Source organism: Streptomyces sp. NPDC092045, assembly GCF_044756005.1.
Lineage (GTDB): Bacteria > Actinomycetota > Actinomycetes > Streptomycetales > Streptomycetaceae > Streptomyces.
The window spans coordinates 148,817-167,744 of sequence record NZ_JBIVSC010000008.1 but is presented as its reverse complement, the minus strand read 5'-3'; the positions used below and the strand labels follow the sequence as shown (position 1 = coordinate 167,744).

12 protein-coding genes are annotated in these 18,928 nt (G+C 74.9%); 7 read left to right on the top strand and 5 right to left on the bottom strand.

The window, feature by feature from the left end; genetic code table 11:
* Positions 1-25 precede the first annotated feature (25 nt).
* Complete coding sequence (locus ACIQKA_RS21045; RefSeq protein ID WP_383155188.1) at positions 26-2,467, top strand: PQQ-binding-like beta-propeller repeat protein; 2,442 nt, start codon at positions 26-28, stop codon at positions 2,465-2,467.
* Positions 2,468-2,480: 13 nt separating this feature from the next.
* Here ACIQKA_RS21045 and ACIQKA_RS21040 read toward each other — a convergent pair whose 3' ends face one another.
* The 3 genes from ACIQKA_RS21040 to ACIQKA_RS21030 all read right to left on the bottom strand — a co-directional run bounded on the left by ACIQKA_RS21040 (position 2,481) and on the right by ACIQKA_RS21030 (position 7,042).
* The gene (locus ACIQKA_RS21040; protein WP_402541939.1) at positions 2,481-3,140 is read right to left on the bottom strand and encodes a hypothetical protein; all 660 of its coding nucleotides are present in this window, start codon (positions 3,138-3,140) and stop codon (positions 2,481-2,483) included.
* A 324-nt stretch (positions 3,141-3,464) separates the two neighbouring features.
* Positions 3,465-3,683 carry a hypothetical protein gene (locus ACIQKA_RS21035; RefSeq protein WP_366377169.1) on the bottom strand — a complete coding sequence of 73 codons (219 nt, stop codon included), beginning with the start codon at positions 3,681-3,683 and terminating at the stop codon, positions 3,465-3,467.
* Between the two features lie 203 nt (positions 3,684-3,886).
* On the bottom strand, positions 3,887-7,042 hold the full coding sequence (locus ACIQKA_RS21030) for an AfsR/SARP family transcriptional regulator (protein ID WP_402541938.1): 3,156 nt from the start codon (positions 7,040-7,042) through the stop codon (positions 3,887-3,889).
* Between the two features lie 507 nt (positions 7,043-7,549).
* Between ACIQKA_RS21030 and ACIQKA_RS21025 the strand changes: the two genes are divergently transcribed.
* The gene (locus tag ACIQKA_RS21025; RefSeq protein ID WP_383155180.1) at positions 7,550-9,115 is read left to right on the top strand and encodes an APC family permease; all 1,566 of its coding nucleotides are present in this window, start codon (positions 7,550-7,552) and stop codon (positions 9,113-9,115) included.
* Between the two features lie 213 nt (positions 9,116-9,328).
* Here ACIQKA_RS21025 and ACIQKA_RS21020 read toward each other — a convergent pair whose 3' ends face one another.
* Together ACIQKA_RS21020 and ACIQKA_RS21015 are read right to left on the bottom strand one after the other, a co-directional pair.
* Complete coding sequence (locus tag ACIQKA_RS21020) at positions 9,329-9,796, bottom strand: carboxymuconolactone decarboxylase family protein (protein ID WP_383155178.1); 468 nt, start codon at positions 9,794-9,796, stop codon at positions 9,329-9,331.
* A gap of 231 nt (positions 9,797-10,027) precedes the next feature.
* Complete coding sequence (locus ACIQKA_RS21015) at positions 10,028-10,795, bottom strand: GNAT family N-acetyltransferase (RefSeq protein WP_402541937.1); 768 nt, start codon at positions 10,793-10,795, stop codon at positions 10,028-10,030.
* A 147-nt stretch (positions 10,796-10,942) separates the two neighbouring features.
* Between ACIQKA_RS21015 and ACIQKA_RS21010 the strand changes: the two genes are divergently transcribed.
* The 5 genes from ACIQKA_RS21010 to ACIQKA_RS20990 all read left to right on the top strand — a co-directional run bounded on the left by ACIQKA_RS21010 (position 10,943) and on the right by ACIQKA_RS20990 (position 18,883).
* Positions 10,943-11,773 (top strand): TIGR03619 family F420-dependent LLM class oxidoreductase, encoded by an 831-nt coding sequence (locus ACIQKA_RS21010; RefSeq protein WP_391095747.1) that lies wholly within the window; start codon positions 10,943-10,945, stop codon positions 11,771-11,773.
* A gap of 344 nt (positions 11,774-12,117) precedes the next feature.
* Complete coding sequence (locus ACIQKA_RS21005) at positions 12,118-14,703, top strand: bifunctional FO biosynthesis protein CofGH (RefSeq protein WP_402541935.1); 2,586 nt, start codon at positions 12,118-12,120, stop codon at positions 14,701-14,703.
* A gap of 162 nt (positions 14,704-14,865) precedes the next feature.
* Entirely contained in the window at positions 14,866-15,984 is a 1,119-nt protein-coding gene (locus tag ACIQKA_RS21000) for an ADP-ribosylglycohydrolase family protein (protein ID WP_402541933.1), read from the top strand.
* Positions 15,985-16,109: 125 nt separating this feature from the next.
* Complete coding sequence (locus ACIQKA_RS20995) at positions 16,110-16,526, top strand: hypothetical protein (protein WP_383155164.1); 417 nt, start codon at positions 16,110-16,112, stop codon at positions 16,524-16,526.
* Positions 16,523-18,883: a tetratricopeptide repeat protein gene (locus ACIQKA_RS20990; protein WP_383445061.1), complete on the top strand. Its 2,361-nt coding sequence runs from the start codon at positions 16,523-16,525 to the stop codon at positions 18,881-18,883. Before ACIQKA_RS20995 ends, ACIQKA_RS20990 begins: the two co-directional genes overlap by 4 nt.
* Positions 18,884-18,928: the final 45 nt, after the last annotated feature.

The window sequence follows — 18,928 nt, the reverse complement described above, 5'->3', positions numbered from 1 at the left end:
GCCCGTACGGGGAGGTGGCAGGCAAGTGGAGCAGCTGACGCAGCACGACCCGAGACGCATCGGGCCCTTCGAGGTGCTGGGCCGGCTCGGCGCGGGCGGAATGGGCCTGGTCTATCTCGCGCGCTCGGCCTCGGGCCGGCGCGTGGCGATCAAGACCGTGCGCACGGAGCTCGCGGAGGACCAGCTGTTCCGGGTCCGCTTCACCCGGGAGGTGGAGGCCGCACGGGCCGTCTCGGGCTTCTACACGGCCGCCGTCGTCGACGCCGACCCGCGCGCCGCCGTGCCCTGGCTGGCCACCGCCTACGTGCCGGCGCCCTCCCTCGAAGAAATAGTGAACGAGTGCGGGCCGCTCCCGGCCCAGGCCGTGCGCTGGCTGGCGGCCGGCGTCGCCGAGGCCCTCCAGTCCATCCACGGGGCGGGCCTGGTCCACCGCGACCTCAAGCCCTCCAACGTCCTCGTCGTGGAGGACGGCCCCCGGGTGATCGACTTCGGCATCGCGTCCGGCGTCTCCAACACGCGCCTGACCATGACCAACGTCGCCGTCGGCACCCCCGCCTACATGTCGCCCGAGCAGGCCCGCGACTCGCGCAGCGTCACCGGCGCCAGCGACATCTTCTCGCTGGGCTCGATGCTGGTCTTCGCCGCCACCGGCCACGCGCCCTACCACGGCGCCAACCCGGTCGAGACCGTCTTCATGCTGCTCCGCGAGGGCCCGGACCTGGAGGGCCTGCCCGACGAGCTGCGGCCCCTCATCGACTCCTGCATGCAGATGGACGTCACCCGGCGGCCCAGCCCGGCCGACCTCCAGGCGCAGCTCGCCCCGCACCTCTTCGGCCCCGGCAGCGACGACAGCGGCACGGCCTCGGCCTGGCTGCCGCTGAGCGCCACCGCCATGATCGAGCGCCGGCGCGGCGGCAACCGGCCGGTGGCCGCGCCGCCCGTCCCGCCCGTGCCCCCGCCCCCGCCGCCGTCGGACCCGCCGGGCCCGTTCCCCGACCCGTACGGTCCGGAGCGCGGCCCCCGGGGCGGCGGCGGGGCCGAGCCCGCCCCCGTCGGCGGCCGGCACGCGGGCCCCGCCGAGAGCGCGGGCGGCCCCGTGCGCCTCGCCGGCGGGACCGTGCCCATCGGCCCCGGCCCCCGGGTCGCCGACACCCGGGCGGCGCTCGCCGTCGGCCGGGGCGCCGACGCGGGCCCCGCGACCGGCTGGATCCGGCCGCCCGGCGGCGGCCCGCACGGCGCCGAGCCCGGCCCGCCGCCCGGCTCCCGCCCGCTGAACGTGCCCGCGCAGGGCGGCACGGGACCGAACCCGCCCCCGCCGGACCCCGGCCACTGGCGGCCCTGGCGCTTCCGCATGTCCAACGACGTCTGGGGCACCCCGGTCGTCGAGGGCGACCTGCTGTACGTCACCTCCTTCGAGGTGCACGCCCTGGACACCGGCAGCGGCCGGCGCCAGTTCAAGACCCGGGACGTGGCCTGGTCCATGGCCGTCGCCGGGGGCCGCATCCACGCCTCCGACGGGCCCACCCTGTACGCCCTCGACGCCGGCGACGGCGGCGAGCGCTGGCGGCTGCACACCGACGCCTGGGTGTACTCGCTCAAGGTCGACCGGGGCACGGTCGTCACCGGCACGCGCGGCGGCGGGGTCCAGGGCCGGGAGGCCTCCAACGGCGCCAAGCTGTGGGAGGTCACCGGCGCGCAGACCGACTTCGAGACCCCGGAGGCGGGGCCCGCCGTGCACGGCGACACCGTGTACGTGTGGCGGGACGCCCGGCTCCAGGCCCTCGACGCGCGGACCGGGACGGAGCGCTGGTCGTACCCGATCGGGGACGCCGCGTCCTGCGGGGGAGTACCCGTACGGGTGGCCCCGGCCGAGGACGGCCACGTGTACGTGTCGGCCGGGACCCGGGTCCTGTCGATCGACGTCGCGGCCGGGCACGTCCGCTGGCACTTCGAGGCGCCCGCCGTCTTCCTCTCCCCGCCGGCCTTCGCGCCGGGCCCGGCGGTCACCGGCGGCGGGGTGTACCTCGCCGACCACCTCGGCACGGTGTACGCGCTCGACGCCACCACCGGCCAGGACCGCTGGCGGATCGCGACCGAGCAGCGCCAGTCCACCGAGCCGGTGCTCGTCGCGGACGGCAACGTGCACGTCGGCAGCGGCAGCGCGCTCTACACGCTCGACGCGGTCACCGGCACGCCCCGGTGGCGGTTCGCGGCCGGCGGCGAGCTGGTCGGCTCCCCGGTGGTCGCGGACGGCCGGATCCACTTCGGCTCGGCCGACCACGTCCTCTACACCCTGGACGCGACCGGCGGGCAGCTGCGCTGGAAGCTCGCGACCGGCGGCGAGATCACCGGCTCGCCGGTGGCGAAGGGCGGGGTCGTGTACGCGTGCAGCAAGGACCGCTGCGTGTACGCGCTCGACGCGGTGAAGGGCACGGCGACGGGCCGGGGCTCGGCGGCGGCCCGCTGACGGACCCGGCGCCTCAGCGGGGCCCGGGGCCGTCCCGGTCCGGGTCCCGCCCCGGCTCCTCCTCCCGGCCGGGCACGTCGAAGGTCCGGGTCGGCTCGGACCCGTAGGGGTCGTACGCGTCGTACGGGCCGCGGGAGGAGGCCTCCCGGGGATCGCCCGCGGGCGCCCCGTAGGGATCGGACATCGGCGTCGCTCCGGGACCGGGCCCGGACGGGGGCGGGTACGCCCTCGGCTCCTCCGGCTCCCTCCGGTCCCTCCTCCGCTTCCGCCCCGACATCACGAGCGCGCCGAGCAGCAGCAGGACCCCGCCGCCGAGGGCGTTCGCGACCCCGTCGCCGAGGCCCGTCCCGGCCCCGTCCACCGTGAGGGCGCCCTCGTACTGCCCGACGCGCACCATCCAGAAGACGGTGAAGCCGAGGACGACGAGCCCGGCGAGGACGACCAGGAGACGGGAGCGCAGCACCAGGCCGACGAGGGTGACGAGGGCGGCGAAGGCGAAGGGCAGCAGGAGCGACCACCAGAGGTCGGCCTTCGCGCCGGTGATGCCGATGAACAGCTCGTCGATCGCGTAGTCGCGTCCGTGACGGCCGTCGTACCAGGCACGGAAGGGGCTCAGAACGGCGGCCGTCGCTCCGGCGAGAGCCAGGACGGCGCCGGCGACGTTGCGGATCATCGAAGCGGCCTCCTGAGTGGTCCGGCTCCCGCTCCCGACGCTACGCCGGGACGCGGGGGCCCGCCACGCGGCGCGGGGGCGGCGCGGGACGCCGGACGGTTCGACGCGCGCCGGTGGCCGGGAACGCCGGAGGGGCCGGGCAGCTGCCCGGCCCCTCCCTGTGCGGTGGTCCGACCGCGTCGCGCACGGGCCCCGCCCGGACGGATCCCCCCGGTTCCGCCGGACGCCCCCCGGGCCCGTGCGCCTCCCCCGTCGACCGGACCTCCCGGGCCCCGGCGGCTCCCCCGAAGTCGCCGCCGCGGCCCTCTCCCCGTCGGGAGTGGACTACTTGGCCGGCTCCGACGTGGCGTGCATGTTGCCGTTCGTGGTCGCGCCGGCGGTGCCGTCGATCGGCTCCGTGGTGGCGTGCATGTTGCCGTTGATGCCGATCTTGGCGGCCACCGAGTCGGCGAGCGGAGCGTCGGTCGCGTGCATGTTCTTGCTGACGATCTCTTCACCGGCGGCGTTCGGCGCGGTGGGGTCCAGGTCGGCCATGCTGATCATCTCCCGTTGTTACTTCGGATGGGGCGGGAGGGACCGTCCGGCAGTTCCCCCGTGGACTGCTGGACGGTCCCACCCGGAGCCGTTCACCCTAGTGCGACGGTGTGACGGCCTTACCGGTGACCCGCCTGCCCCCCGACGCGACGGATCGTGGGAGGAACATTGCCGCACCCTCATAAACGAACGATGAACGGGCAGTTCAGCGGCTACGCGGCGGCGGTCTCCAGCAGCAGGGCCCGCACGTCCGACTCCTCCGGCGACCCGAGTTCCACGAAGATGTCCAGCGCCTCCTGCCAGCAGACCCGCGCCCGGCCGTGCTGCCCTATCCCGGACAGGGCGCGGCCGAGGACGACGAGCACCTGCCCGCGGCGCCATTCGCCGCCGACCCCGCGGAGGACGACCAGCGCGAGCTCGGAGCGGGAGGCGGCCTGGGCGTACCGGCGGGCCGCGATGTCCACCTCGGCGATCCGGAAGAGCGACATGCCCTCCCAGAGGCGCTGCCGGCTGTCCCGGAAGACGTCGAGCGCCTCGGTGAGCCGGGCGGCCGCCTCGTCGAGCCGGCCGCTCGCGGTCAGCGCGAGCCCCAGCGCGTAGCGGCCGTTGGCGCCCTTGAGGGCGTGCCCCATCGTGTCGTACATGCCGGTGCCCCGCCGGGCGAGTTCGACCGCGACGTCCGTCTGCCCCATGGCCAGGTGGATGCGGGAGAGGTTGCACAGGGCGCTGGCCTCGCCGGCCTCGTCGTCGCAGGCGCGGAACGACGTGGTGGCCCGGGTCAGGAACCGCTCCCCGTCCTCGGTGCGGCCCTGGTAGAGCGCCATGATCCCGAGGGCGTTCGCGGCCCAGCACAGCGGGAGGGCGTCCCCGGTCGAGGAGGCCAGCTCCATCGCCTCGCGGGCCTCGCCGTCCGCCTCGTCGAACCGGCCGGTCACGTGCTGGACGTACGCCAGGGTCAGCGCGGCGCGGCCCTTCGCCCGGACGTCCCCCGACCGTCCCGCCGCCTCCCGCAGCACCGTCGCCACCGCCTCGTACTCCCGGGAGTTCGCGCCCGACTCCGCGAGGTCGAGGGAGGCCCACAGCAGGTCCACGCCCCGCCGCAGCGTCCCTGGCGAGGCGGCGGACTGGCGGACCGTCGCCAGCAGGCAGTTGGCCTCCGCGTAGAGCCAGTCCTGGGCCTCGTGGCGGTCGGTGAAGGCCAGGCCGTCGTACCCGGTGGGCTCCAGGTGGTCGACGAGCCGGTCGCCGGGGCGTTCGATGGCGTACACGCGGGCGGCGGTCGACAGGTAGAAGTCGAGGAGGCGGGAGAGCGCCGCCTCCCGTTCCGACGGGGGCTGCTCGTCCCGCTCCGCGCACGCACGCGCGTAGAGCCGGACCAGGTCGTGGTACCGGTAGCGGCCCGGGGCCGCCGATTCGAGCAGGGACGTGTCGACCAGGGCTTCCAGGAGGTCCTCGGTGTCCCAGAGGGGCAGGTCGAGGACGGCAGCCGCCGCCGCGAGCGAGATGTCCGGGCCGTCGGCCAGGCCGAGCAGGCGGAAGGCGCGGGCCTGGGCCGGCTCCAGCTGTCCGTAGCCCAGCTCGAAGGTCGCCTTGACCGCCAGGTCGCCCGCCTGGAGCTCGTCCAGCCGCCGCCGCTCGTCCGCCAGCTTGGCCGCCAGGACGGAGACCGTCCAGGTGCGGCGGGCCGCCAGCCGGGACGCGGCGATGCGGATGGCCAGGGGCAGGAAGCCGCAGGCCGCGACGACGTCGAGCGCGGCCTCCCGCTCGGCCCGGACCCGCTCCTCGCCGACGATCCGGGTGAAGAGCTGGAGCGCCTCCTCCGGGGACATCACGTCCAGGTCGACCAGGTGCGCCCCCGCCAGGTCGACCATCCGGATCCGGCTGGTGACCAGGGCCGCGCAGCCCGCCGTGCCGGGCAGCAGCGGGCGGATCTGGGCGGCGTCGCGGGCGTTGTCCAGGAGGACCAGGACCCGGCGCCCGTCCAGCGTCGAGCGGTAGAGCGCGGCCCGCTCGTCCAGGGAGTCGGGGACGGCCGAGTCCGGGGTGCCGAGCGCGCGCAGGAAGGAGCCGAGGACGGTCTCGGGCGCGGCGGCCCGGGAGCCCGCGCCCTGGAGGTCGACGTACAGCTGCCCGTCCGGGAAGTGCGGTCGCGCCTCGTGCGCCACGTGCACGGCGAGCGTCGTCTTGCCGACGCCGCCGATGCCCGCGAGCGCCGAGACCGCCATGACGTGCCCCTCGGCGGTGGCGAGCCGGGCGCCCAGCTCCCGTACGAAGGAGGCGCGGCCCGTGAAGTCCGGCACGGTCGCCGGGAGCTGGGCCGGGCGCGCGACGGGCGCGGCGGCCGGGGCGGGCTCCTCGACGGGCCGGGCGAGCTCGGCGTCGGCCCGGAGGATGCGCTGCTGGAGCCGGGAGAGCTCGGGGTTCGGGTCGACGCCCAGCTCGTCGGCGAGGAGGCGGCGCGTGTCGGCGTACACGGCGAGCGCCTCGGCCTGCCGTCCGCCGCGGTAGAGCGCCAGCATGAGCAGTTCGCGCAGCCGCTCGCGCAGCGGGTGCGCGGCGGTGAGCGCGGTCAGCTCGGAGACGGCCTCGGCGTGCGCGCCGACCTCCAGGTCGATGTCGAGCCGGGTCTCCAGGAGGGTGAGCCGCCACTCCTCCAGGCGGGTGCGCTGGGCCTCGGCGTACGGGCCGGGCACGGAGGCCAGGACCTCGCCGTCCCACAGGTCGAGGGCCCCGGCGAGCCGCGCCCGGGCGGCCGCGCGGTCGCCGCCCGCCCGCAGCTTCTCGGCCTCGGCGGCCAGCTCCTGCGCGCCGGTGAGGTCGAGCGCGGCGGCTGAGGCGCGCAGGGCGTAGCCGCCGGACTCGCTGACCAGGACCTCGGGTCCGAGGGCCTTGCGGAGCCGGGAGGCGTAGGTGCGGACGGCGGCGAGGGCCTGGGAGGGCGGTTCCTCGCCCCAGAGGGCGTCGATCAGCTCGGCGGCGGTGGCGGTGCGGCCGCCGCGCAGGAGGAGGGCGGCGAGGAGGGCGCGCTGCTGCGGCGATCCGGTGGGCACGGGCTCGTCGCCCCGCCAGGCCCGCACGGGCCCGAGCACCCCGAAGCGCAGCGCACCCGCGCCCGCTCCGGCGTCCGTCCTGGCCGCGCCCGCTCCGGTACCGGTGTCCGTCCTGGCCGCGCCCGCTCCGGTGTCCGTCCTGGTCGCGCCCGCCGGAGCCGCCGAGGTGTCCGGAGCCACCGGCTCCACCGGAGCCTCCGGGCCCGCCGAAGTCACCGAAACCGCCGAAGTCGCCGGGGCGTCCGGGGCCGCCGGGGCGTTCCCGCCCGTTTCCGCAGCCCGCTGCGCCGGGACTCGCGGCCCGTCCTCACGGTCCATAGCTCCCCCTGCCGTACCGCTGGTTTGGCCCAGGACAGTCTGCCTTGTCCGGAGGGAGTCCGTCAGCATCGGGTCGGCCGGAGCGGAGCCGTTGCCGGACCGTTGCACGGGGCGCCCCCACGGGGTGCCGGGTGGTGTTCCGCCGGGTTCCCGCGGGGCCGCCGGGGCCCGTCGGAGGGCCGACGTGCTCCGGATCCCGTTCCGCACCCTGCTCCACGGCTCGGCGTCCGGCCCCGTAGCGCCCCGTTCCCGCCCGCCGAAGCCCCCGGTGACCGTTCGAAAAATTCCTCGGGAAAATTCTGAAACGGACATTCCGGGCTCGGCTGCGGTTCCCGCATATCGGACGCCGCTCGACGGACCTACCGGTTGGTCGGGTGGTCCGGTTGGTCGATCTTTCAATCATTGGCGAGTGTCCGCCTCGACCCCCGCAATGCAAGGCGGCGATCGATCACCCGCACGGATTCCGAACCTCCGGATGTGGAAACCGCAGCATTTAACGTCCTGTTCATGACTCAGGTGGAAGCGCGGCCGCTGGCCGGAGACACGGTAAGGGGCGTCGACGCCCCGGGCGACACCCACGGCGTGCGCACCAAAGGGCTCGGCGGGAACTCCGTCGGCCTCCTCGGCAGCGCCGTCATCGGCGTCTCCACCGTCGCCCCCGTCTACTGTCTGACCTCCACGCTCGGCTCCACCGCCGGCGAGGTCGGGCTCCAGATGCCCGCCGTCTTCCTCGCGGGCTTCCTCCCGATGCTCCTCGTCGCCTTCGCGTACCGGGAGCTCAACAAGGCCATGCCGGACTGCGGCACCTCCTTCACCTGGACCGTGAAGGCCTTCGGGCCCAAGATCGGCTGGATGTGCGGCTGGGGCCTCGTCATCGCGACGATCATCGTGCTCTCCAACCTGGCCGGCGTCGCGACCTCCTACTTCTGGCTCCTCGCGGGCGAGATCACCGGCAGCGGTTCCGTCGCCGCCCTGGACGGCAACAAGGCCGTCCACATCGTCACCTGCCTCGCGCTCATCGCCGCCGCCACCGCGATCAGCTACCGCGGCATGACCGCCACCAAGGGCGTCCAGTACACCCTGGTCGGCCTCCAGCTCGTCGTCCTCGCCGTCTTCGTCGGCATGGCCCTGAGCAAGGCCGGCTCCTTCGAGACCTCGGTCGACTTCTCCTGGTCCTGGATGAACCCCTTCGCGGTGCAGTCCTTCGCCGCCTTCACGGCCGGACTCTCGCTCTCGATCTTCATGTACTGGGGCTGGGACGCCTGCATGGCGACCAACGAGGAGACCACCGGCAGCGAGAAGACCCCCGGCCGCGCCGCCCTCATCGCGATGGTCGTCCTGGTCGGCTCCTACCTGGCCACCGGCATCGCCGCCCAGATGACCGTCGGCTCCGGCGACCAGGGCCTCGGCCTCGCCAACCCGGAGACCTCCGACAACGTCTTCGCCGCCCTCGCCGGCCCCGTCATGGGCCCCGTCCTCGGCGTCCTGCTCTTCGTCGCGGTCCTGGCCTCCGCCGCCGCGAGCCTCCAGACCACCTTCATCCCGGTCGCCCGCACGGTCCTCGCGATGGCCACCTACGAGGCGCTGCCGAAGTCCTTCACCGAGGTCCACCCGGTCTTCAAGACCCCCGGCCGGGCCACGGTCGTCGCGGGCGTCGCCACCGGTGCCTTCTACACGGTGATGACCCTGGTCAGCGAGCACGTCCTGGTCGACACCATCTACGCCCTCGGCCTGATGATCTGCTTCTACTACGCGCTCACGGCCTTCGCCTGCGTGCGCTACTTCCGCAAGGAGCTGTTCCGCTCCTTCCGCGACTTCGCCTTCAAGGGCCTGATGCCGCTGCTCGGCGGCCTCATGCTCACCGCCGTCTTCGGCAAGACCCTGTACGACATGTGGGACCCGGCGTACGGCTCCGGCTCCGCCGTCCTCGGCATGGGCTCGGTCTTCGTGATCGGCGTCGGCCTGCTGCTCCTCGGCGTGGTGATCATGCTGGTGATGCGGCGCCGCAGCCCCGCCTTCTTCCGCGGCGAGGTCCTGACCAAGGAGACCCCGTCCCTGGTGGTGGCCGACTGAGCGGGGACTCCCGAGTCGCGGAGACGCGAAGGCGGCGGGCCCGTGGGGGGTCCCGCCGCCTTCGTCCGTTCCGTACCGCTCAACCGCTCAACCGCTCAATCGCTCGGCGGCCGCCCGGCACCGAGGGGGCCAGGTCCTGTCACGACCTCCCGTCACCGAGGGGGCCGGGTCCGGCTACGGCCTGCCCCGCCCTGGTGCGCGGGGCCCGTACGGTCAGACCGCCACGCCGGCCGGCTGCCGGACGGTGACGTTGAGCCGGTTGAAGAGGTTCGTCAGGCCGATCATCATCACGATCGAGGCGAGCTGCTTCTCGTCGAAGTGGTCGGCCGCCGCGTCCCAGACCGGGTCCGGCACGGCGTCCGTGCTGTCGGCGATGCGGGTCGCGTGCTCGGCGAGCGCGAGGGCCGCCCGCTCCTCGTCGGAGAAGTGCGGGCTCTCGCGCCACGCGGAGACCGCGAACAGCTTCTCGTCGCTCACGCCCGCCTTCCGGGCGTTCTTCACGCCGTAGTCCACGCAGAAGCCGCAGCCGTTGATCTGGCTGGCCCGCAGGTGCACGAGCTCCAGGATCTCCTCGGCGACCCCGCCCTGGCGGGTGGCCTTCACGAGGCCCTGGATCGCGGGGCCGGCGTCGGGCAGGACGTAGGCGGGGTTGGTCATGCGGGCCTCGGGGGTGTGCGCCATGGTGATCGCTCCTCGGCGTCTCGTTCGGCGTGTGCTCTCACCGCAACGACGGAACGGGGGCCGGGGATGTGACACGGCGGGGGGACTTTCCCCGAAAGTTCTCCCCGATCCCCGAAACGGCTCCGCCCCCGCACCCCTATGCCTCCGCCCCCGCACCCCTATGCCTCCGCCCCCGTACTCCTTGCCTATGCCTATGCCTATGCCTATGCCTATGCCTATGCCTCCGTACCCCTATGCCTCCGCCTCCGCGATGAGCGCCGTCGCCACCGTGCGGAAGCCGAGCCGGCCGTAGAGCCGGGCCACGTCCGCGTCCGAGGCCGACAGGAACACCAGCTCCGCGCCCCGGGCCCGGGCGTCCGCGACCAGGGCGGCCGTGACCGCGAGGCCGAGCCCGCGGCGCCGGGCCGCCGGGACCGTGCCGACGCCGACGACCTCGGAGACGTCCCCCACCGGCTGGTGCTGCCCGGCGGAGAGGGCGACGGCCCCCGCCGCACCGCCGTCCGCACCGTCGTCGAAGGCCGCCGCGAGCCGGGTCAGGCCGGCCGCGATCCGGTCGGCGGTCCGCCCGGCGGTCCCGGGCTCGGGCGGGAAGCCGAAGGCGGCGTACGGGGCGGCGACGGCGCTCTCCAGACCGGGGTCGTCCGCGTCCAGCACCCGTACGGTGACGCCCCCGGGCTCCGGTACGGCGAGGGGACCGCCCTCCAGGACCATCAGCGGGTGCTCGCGCACGGTGAGCCCGCTCGCCTCCACGGCCGCCCGCAGCCCCGGCGCCGTCTCCGCGACCCACTCGAAGGCCTCGGGCACCCCCAGCTCCCGCTGCCGGGCCCGCACCCGCTCCACGGCCGCGACCGGCACCTCCCCCTCGTGCCCGAGCGCGGGCCGCGCGTAGAAGGGCCAGCCCTCCCCCTCCCGTACGAAGAGGGTCAGCGGGCCGAACTCCTCGGCGCGGGCGGAGGACCGGGGGACGGCGTCGTAGTACGCCTCGATTCGCTTCAGCACCGGGCCACGGTAGGGGCGGGGGCGGGAGGGGCGCAGTCGTGTTTTCGGACGGCTCCCGGGCGGGGCCCCGCGGGAAGGGCCCCACGCGAGGGGCGCGGGGCCGTCCGGGGTCTCGGAAAACCCCGCCCCACCCCCTACCGTGCCGGTATGCGGATCTCGACCACGATCTTCCTGACCGACGAGACCATCACCCCGGTGCGCCTGGCGCGCGAGCTGGAGGAGCGCGGGTTCGCCGGGCTCTACCTGCCCGAGCACACCCACATCCCCGTCGAGCGGACCACGCCCTACCCGGCCGGCGGCGAGCTGCCCCGGGAGTACGGCAGGACCCTGGACCCCTTCGTCGCCCTCGGACAGGCCGCCGCCGTCACCGAACGCCTCGGGCTCGGCACCGGCATCACCCTGATCGCCCAGCACGACCCCATCTCGCTCGCCAAGCAGATCGCCACCCTCGACCACCTCTCCGGCGGCCGCTTCACCCTCGGCGTCGGCTTCGGCTGGAACCGGGAGGAGGCCGCCGACCACGGCGTCGACTGGGCGTCCCGGCGGAGGCTCGGCCGCGACCGGATCGACCTGATGAAGGCCCTGTGGTCCTCCGAACCCACCGCGTACGCCGGTGGGTCGGGGGAGTCCGTGCGCGCCTCCGAGGCCTGGCCCAAGCCGGCCGGCGGCGCGCCCCGGATCCTCCTCGGCGGGGCGGCGGGCCCGAGGCTCTTCGCGCAGATCGCCGCGCAGGCCGACGGCTGGCTGCCGATCGGCGGCCGGGGCCTCGCGGACGCCCTCCCGGTCCTGCGGACGGCGTGGGAGGAGGCGGGCCGCGACCCGAAGGCCCTCCGGGTCGTCCCGTACGCGGTCCTGCCGAACCCGGACAAGCTCGCGTACTACGCGGACCTCGGCTGCGAGGAGGTCGTCCTCCAGCTCCCGCCGGGGGAGGAGGGCGAGGTGCTGGGGGTGCTCGACGGGTACGCGCGGTACCTGTGAGCGCCTGAGCGGCCGAGAAGGCGGCACGACGGGTACGGGGGCGGGCTCGGGGCGCACCGGCGCGGAGAGGCGGGCGCGGAGTGCCGGACACCGGGAACCGGCCACGGCGGGCCGGGCGCGGGCACCCGAGTACGGAGAACCGGCCACGGTGAACCCGACGCGGGCACCCGGGTACGGAGAACCGGCCACGGCGGCCGGGTGTGAGGACCCGGGTACGGAGAACCGGCCACGGTGAACCCGACGCGGGAACCCGAGTACCGGGAACCGGCCACGGCGACCGGGTACGGGGAGCCGGGCGCGGGGACCCGAACCCGGCTCCCCGTACCCGCTCGTATGCTCGGTCCATGACCGATCACCAGGCAGCACGCCCCACCGAGAACGCCATGCGACGGGCCCTCAGGCGGGCCAGGGACGGAGTCGCGCTCGACGTCTCCGAGGCCGCCGTGCTGCTGCGGGCGCGCGGGGACGACCTGGCGGACCTGGTGGCGTCCGCCGGACGCGTGCGGGACGCCGGTCTGGAGGCGGCCGGGCGGCCGGGCGTCATCACGTACTCCAAGAGCGTGTTCGTCCCGCTCACCCGGCTGTGCCGCGACAAGTGCCACTACTGCACCTTCGTCACCGTCCCCGGCAAGCTGCGCCGGGCCGGGCACGGGATGTTCATGTCGCCCGACGAGGTCCTCGACGTCGCCCGGCGCGGCGCCGAACTCGGCTGCAAGGAAGCCCTGATCACGCTCGGGGACAAGCCCGAGGTCCGCTGGCCGGAGGCGCGCGAGTGGCTCGACGCGCACGGCTACGACGACACGATCGCGTACGTCCGGGCCATGGCGATCCGGATCCTGGAGGAGACAGGGCTGCTCCCGCACCTCAACCCCGGGGTGCTGTCCTGGACCGACTTCCAGCGCCTCAAGCCCGTCGCGCCCTCCATGGGGATGATGCTGGAGACGACCGCGACCCGGCTCTGGTCCGAACCCGGCGGCCCCCACTACGGGTCCCCCGACAAGGAACCGGCCGTGCGGCTCAGGGTCCTGGAGGACGCCGGCCGCTCCTCCGTGCCCTTCACCTCGGGGCTGCTCCTCGGCATCGGGGAGACCCTGGAGGAGCGGGCCGAGTCGCTGTTCGCGCTGCGCCGCGTCGCCCGCGCGTACCACTCGGTCCAGGAGCTGATCATCCAGAACTTCCGCGCCAAGCCGGACACGGCGATGCGCGGGACGCCGGACGCCGAGCTCGACGACCTGGTCGCCACCGTCGCCGTCGCCCGCCTGATCATGGGCCCCTCCGCCTGCCTCCAGGCCCCGCCGAACCTGGTCGACTCCGCGTACGAGCGGCTCATCGCGGCCGGCATCGACGACTGGGGCGGGGTCTCGCCGCTCACCATCGACCACGTCAACCCCGAGCGGCCCTGGCCGAGGATCGAGGAGCTGGCCGAGCGGTCCGCCGCCGCCGGCTTCGAGCTGCGCGAACGCCTCTGCGTCTACCCCGAGTTCGTCACCCGGGGAGAACCCTGGCTCGACCCCCGGCTCCTCCCGCACGTCCGCGCCCTCGCCGACCCCGAGACCGGGCTCGCGAACCCCGACGCGCCCGTGCGCGGCCTGCCCTGGCAGGAGCCCGACGAGGCCTTCGCCGCCACCGGCCGCACCGATCTGCACCGCACCATCGACACCGAGGGGCGCACGGGCGACCGGCGCGACGACTTCGACGAGGTGTACGGGGACTGGGAGGCGCTGCGCGAGGCCGCCGTCCCCGGGATGGTGCCGCAGCGCATCGACACCGACGTGCGGGAGGCGCTGGCCGTCGCCGCCGACGACCCGACGCGGCTCACCGACCCGCAGGCCCTGGCCCTCCTGCACGCGGACGGCCCCGCCCTGGACGCCCTGACCCGGATCGCCGACGACCTGCGTCGTGACGTGTCCGGCGACGACGTCACGTACGTCGTCACCCGGAACATCAACTTCACCAACGTCTGCTACACCGGTTGCCGCTTCTGCGCCTTCGCCCAGCGCCGCACCGACGCCGACGCGTACACCCTCTCCCTCGACCAGGTCGCCGACCGCGCCGAACAGGCCTGGCAGGTCGGCGCGGTGGAGGTCTGCATGCAGGGCGGCATCCACCCCGACCTGCCCGGCACCGCCTACTTCGACATCGCGCGCGCGGTGAAGGAGCGCGTGCCCGGCATGCACGTGCACGCCTTCTCCCCGATGGAGGTCGTCAACGGCGCCTCCCGCACCGGCCTCTCGATCCGCGAGTGGCTGACGGCCGCGAAGGAGGCCGGGCTCGACTCGATCCCCGGCACGGCCGCCGAGATCCTCGACGACGAGGTCCGCTGGATCCTCACCAAGGGCAAGCTGCCCGCCGCCACCTGGATCGAGGTGATCACCACCGCCCACGAGCTGGGTCTGCGCTCCTCCTCCACGATGATGTACGGGCACGTGGACCAGCCCCGGCACTGGCTCGGCCACTTCCGGACCCTGGCCCGCATCCAGCAGGAGACCGGCGGCTTCACGGAGTTCGTGACGCTCCCCTTCATCCACACCAACGCGCCCGTCTACCTCGCCGGCATCGCCCGCCCCGGCCCGACCGTCCGCGACAACCGCGCGGTCACCGCCATGGCCCGGCTCCTCCTCCACCCGCACATCCCCAACATCCAGACGAGCTGGGTGAAGCTGGGCGCGGAGGGCGCCGCCGAGATGCTCCGCTCGGGCGCCAACGACCTGGGCGGCACCCTGATGGAGGAGACCATCTCCCGGATGGCCGGGTCGAGCTACGGCTCGTACCGCTCGATCGGGGACCTGGAGGCCATCGCGGAGGCGGCGGGCCGCCCGGCCAGGCCCCGCACGACCCTCTACGGGGAGGTCCCGGAGGAGCGGCGGCGCACGGCCGAGGCCTCCGACGGGCACCTGCCGGAACTCCTCCCGGTGCTCCCGGCGGAGTGAGGCCACCACCGGACCGGGACCGGAGCCGGACCGAGTGTGGTCAAAACAGGCCCGAAGGACGTCGGAACACATAACGTTCCGGTCCCCCGGTGGTGCGTATCCGGTCCATTACAGTGCGGCGAGGGAACCGACAGCGAACCGCCGACCGGGGGAGGGCACGTCGTGGCCACGACAGCCGCAGCCGTGTGGGGCCGTGCCGAGCAGCAGGACTTCCGGGCGCGGGTGCGGGGCTGTCTGCTCGGCGGGGCGCTCGGCGACGCGCTGGGGGCGGGCGCCGGCGGGTCCTCCCTCGCGGAGCTGCGCGAGGCCCACGGACCTGACGGACTCACCGACCCCGTCCCCGCGTTCGGCCGCCGGGGCGCCGTCACCGCCGCGACCCAGATGACCCTGTTCACCGTCGACGGCCTGATCCGCGCCCAGGTGCGCCGCGACACCGGCGCCTGGCACCCGCCCACCGACGTCCACCGGGCCCATCTGCGCTGGGCCGCCACCCAGCGCGACTGGGGCCCCGACGAGCGCCGCAAGGACAACGGCTGGCTCGCCCGCGAGGAGTGGCTCTACGCCCGCCGCGACCCGGCCCGCGCCTGCCTCACCGGCCTCGGCGACGAGCACCTCGGCACCCTCGACAAGCCCAAGAACCCGGAGGCCGGCGACTCCGGCGCCCTCGTCCGCTCGGCCCCCTTCGGACTGCTCGTCGGCTGGGAGCCGCAGCTCGTCTGCCAGCTCGCCGTCGAGTGCGCGGCCCAGACGCACGGCGCCCCGGCCGCCCTCCTCGCGGCGGGCGCCTTCGCGGTCACCGTCCACGGCCTGGCCCGCGGCGGCTCCGTGGAGACGGCGGTGGCCGGGGCCCTGGAGCAGCTCGCGGTGCGCCCCGGCCACGAGCCGGTCACCGAGGCCCTCGACCGCGCCCTCGGAGCCGTACGGGAAGGCGCCCCGGACGCGGAGCGGGTGGCCGCCCTCGGGGCGGAGGAGGACCGGGCCGAGGGGCAGTTGGCGGCGGCCGTCTACTGCGCCCTGGTCGGCGAGGACGTACGGCACGGCCTGCGCCTCGCCGTGAACCACGACGGCCCCTCCCCGGCGACCGGCGCGCTCACCGGCGCCCTGCTCGGCGCCCTGCACGGCGAAACGGCCCTCCCCCCGGCCTGGCTGGCCGACCTGGAGGGCCGGGGCACGCTCCTGGAACTGGCGGACGACTTCTCGATGGAGATGACCCAGGGCACCGCCCTGCACACTCCGGCGGAGTCCGCGCCGGGGTGGCTGGCGCGGTATCCGAGGGGGTGAGGGGCCTTCCGGCCGGGGGCGGGGCGGCGGTCAGGGGTTCACCTGACAGCGCTCGGTGACGCACCTATGGTGGATGTCCGGTCGAAGCGACCGGGGCCCCACGGGGCCGGGCAGGGGGGACGTCGATGGAAGCACAGCTGGTGGAACTCGCGCGGGCCGCGGGCGCCGCGGTGGTCACGGTCATGGCCACGGACGCCTGGGAGCGGACGCGTGACGGAGTCGTGGCGCTGTGGCGCCGGGCCAGCCCGTCGCGGGCCGACGGCGTGGAGGGGGAGCTCGAGGCGACCAGGGACGATCTTCTGGTGGCCAGGGAGAGCGGGGACGACCTGACGGAACAGGAACTGCGCGAGGAGTGGGCGGGCCGGCTCCGGCGCCTCCTGCGGGAACAGCCCGAGGTCGCCGTGGACCTGCGCCGGATCCTCGACGAGCTGGAGCCCGAGGACCGGGCCGTCCCCGCCGGGACGGTGCGGATGCGGGCCGAGGCGTCCGGCCACGGCCGCGTCTACCAGGCCGGCCGGGACCAGCACATCACCGAGCGGTGAACGGGTTCGAGCGGAGTGCCGAGCCGGGCGTGCTGGGCAGGGCGTCCGGCCACGGCCGCGTCTACCAGGCGCGGGGCGACCAGCACGTCACGGAGCACCACCACCACTACCCCTCGGCCGAGGCCGCGTCCCTCTTCGGCCCGTCCTCGGGGCACACCGTCGTCCGGGCGTCCGGAAGCGCCTTCGGACCGGCGGCGCCCGTACCGGATTCGGTGCGCACCCCGCTCGTGGGGCGGGCCCCGGTGGTCCTGAGGGACCGCCGGGAGCTGATGCGGAGCCTCTTGACGGCGGCCGGGGAGGAGACCGGGGGCGTACACGTCGTCCACGGGCTCGGAGGCTGCGGCAAGACGTCGTTGGCCCAGGCCGTCTTCAACGAGGTGACGCGCGGGGGCCGCCGCATAGGCCTGTGGGTCAACGCCACCGAGCGCTCCACCCTCCGGGCGAGCATGCTCGCCGTCGCCGCGGACCGCGGAGCGGAGGACGGCGAGCTGGCCTCGGCCTACAAGGGGCAGCGTGCTTCGGCCGACCTCGCCTGGCACTACCTCGACTCCTCCGCGGAACCGTGGCTCCTCGTGCTCGACAACGCGGATGACCCGGCGGTGCTCGGGGAAGGCGGTTGGCTGCGGCAGAGTCCGCGGGGCACGGTCATCGTCACCACACGGCAGGCCGCCGCCCGGGTCTGGCAGGGGGCGCGTCTCCACCCCCTGGGGGTGCTGCCGGTCGAGGACGCCGCGCTGGTGCTGCGCGACCTCGCTCCCGAAGCCGGTTCGGTGGAGGACGCGGAGACGGTGGCGCGCAGACTCGACTGCCTCCCCCTCGCCCTCACGCTGGCCGGATCCTTCCTTTCCCGACAACTCCTGGAGAGCTGGTCCATGAGCGACTACCGACGCCACCTGGACGACAACCCGACCGAGTTGATCGACCAGGGGGCCAGTCCGGGCGACTCCGAGCGGAACGCCCGGCAGCTGGTCGGCCGGACGTGGGAGATATCGCTGACCGCCCTCGCGAACGACGGGGCACCCGAATGCCTTTCCCTCCTGAGGCTGTTGTCGTGCTGGAGCGCCGACCCGGTGCCCCTGTCCCTGATCCGTCCCGCCGCCGTGGACGCCGCGGGGCTCGACGCCCTCGACCCGCCGCTGACCGGGGCGCGCGTCGAGACCGCCCTCCGGGGCCTGCTGGACCACTCGCTCGTCTCGCTGGTGAGCCTCGACATCGGCGGTACGCCGGTCCGGTGCGTCAAGACGCACGGCGTGGTCCTGGACAGCGTCGCCGCCGCCGTGCCCGAGGAGCAGCGGGCGCCGATCGTCACGGCTGCCGCCGAGCTCCTGGGGCACGCCGTCCCGGAGAGCGGCGACCGGGGCCGGGACGTGCCGCCCGTGGGCCACCTGGTGTCCCACGCGACGCACCTGCTCGGACGGCTGAACGACGCCGGCAGCGCTTCCCGCGCGGTGGAACTCGGTACGTGCCTCGCCACGTGTCTCTTCGTCGGCGGCGACTTCCCGGCAGCCCTGTCCCTGGCGCGGACCACCGCGGAGGCGGCCGGGCGGTGGCTGGGGCCCGACGACCCCGCGACGCTCCGGGCGGAGCACCGCGCGGCCCTGTCGCTCTTCCGGCTGGGCCGCTTCGAGGAGTCGGAGGCGCTGCACCGCCGGGTGCTCGACGCCCGGACACGGGTGCTCGGGCGGGAGCACGCGGAGACCCTGGAGAGCCTGCAGGACATCCACGAGCCGCTCTGCCAGTTGCAGCGGGTCGACGGGAGCCTGGCCACCCTGCGCGAGACGATCGAGATCCGCTCGCGCGTCGTCGGCGAGCACCACCGGGACACGCTCCACACGCGGGCGCTCCTCATCGAGTACCTCGCGACCGCCGGGGAGGTCGAGGAGTTCGACCGGGTGGGCCCGGAGGTCGTCGCCGCCTGTGAGGAGCACCTCGGCCCCGACTCCCTCAGCACCGTGACCGCCCGCCACAACTACGCGTACGGCCTTCGTGTCTTCGGCCGGCCGGACCGGGCGGAAGCAGAGGCGCGGAGCGCCCTCCGGGGCCGCGAACTCGTGCACGGGCCCGAGCACGCGCTCACGCTCTCCGCGACCGTGCTGCTGAGCTGGATCCTCGGTGACCTCGGCCGGATCGAGGAGTCCATCGCGCTCGGCCGCCGGGTCGTCGAGGGCCAGGAGCGGGCGCTCGGCCGGGAGCACCCGTACCTCCTCACGAACCGCACCGGTCTGGCCGAGTCCCTCGCGGCGGCGGGCGAGACGGCCGAGGCCGATGCCCTGGCGCGGCTGAACCTTCCCCTGTGCGAGCGGGTCCTGGGCCCGGACGACCCGGTGACGGTCAGGACGCGGGGCCTCCTCGTGTAGGGGCCCCGGACGGCAACCAGCCCCCTCGGCCAGGACGGCGATCCG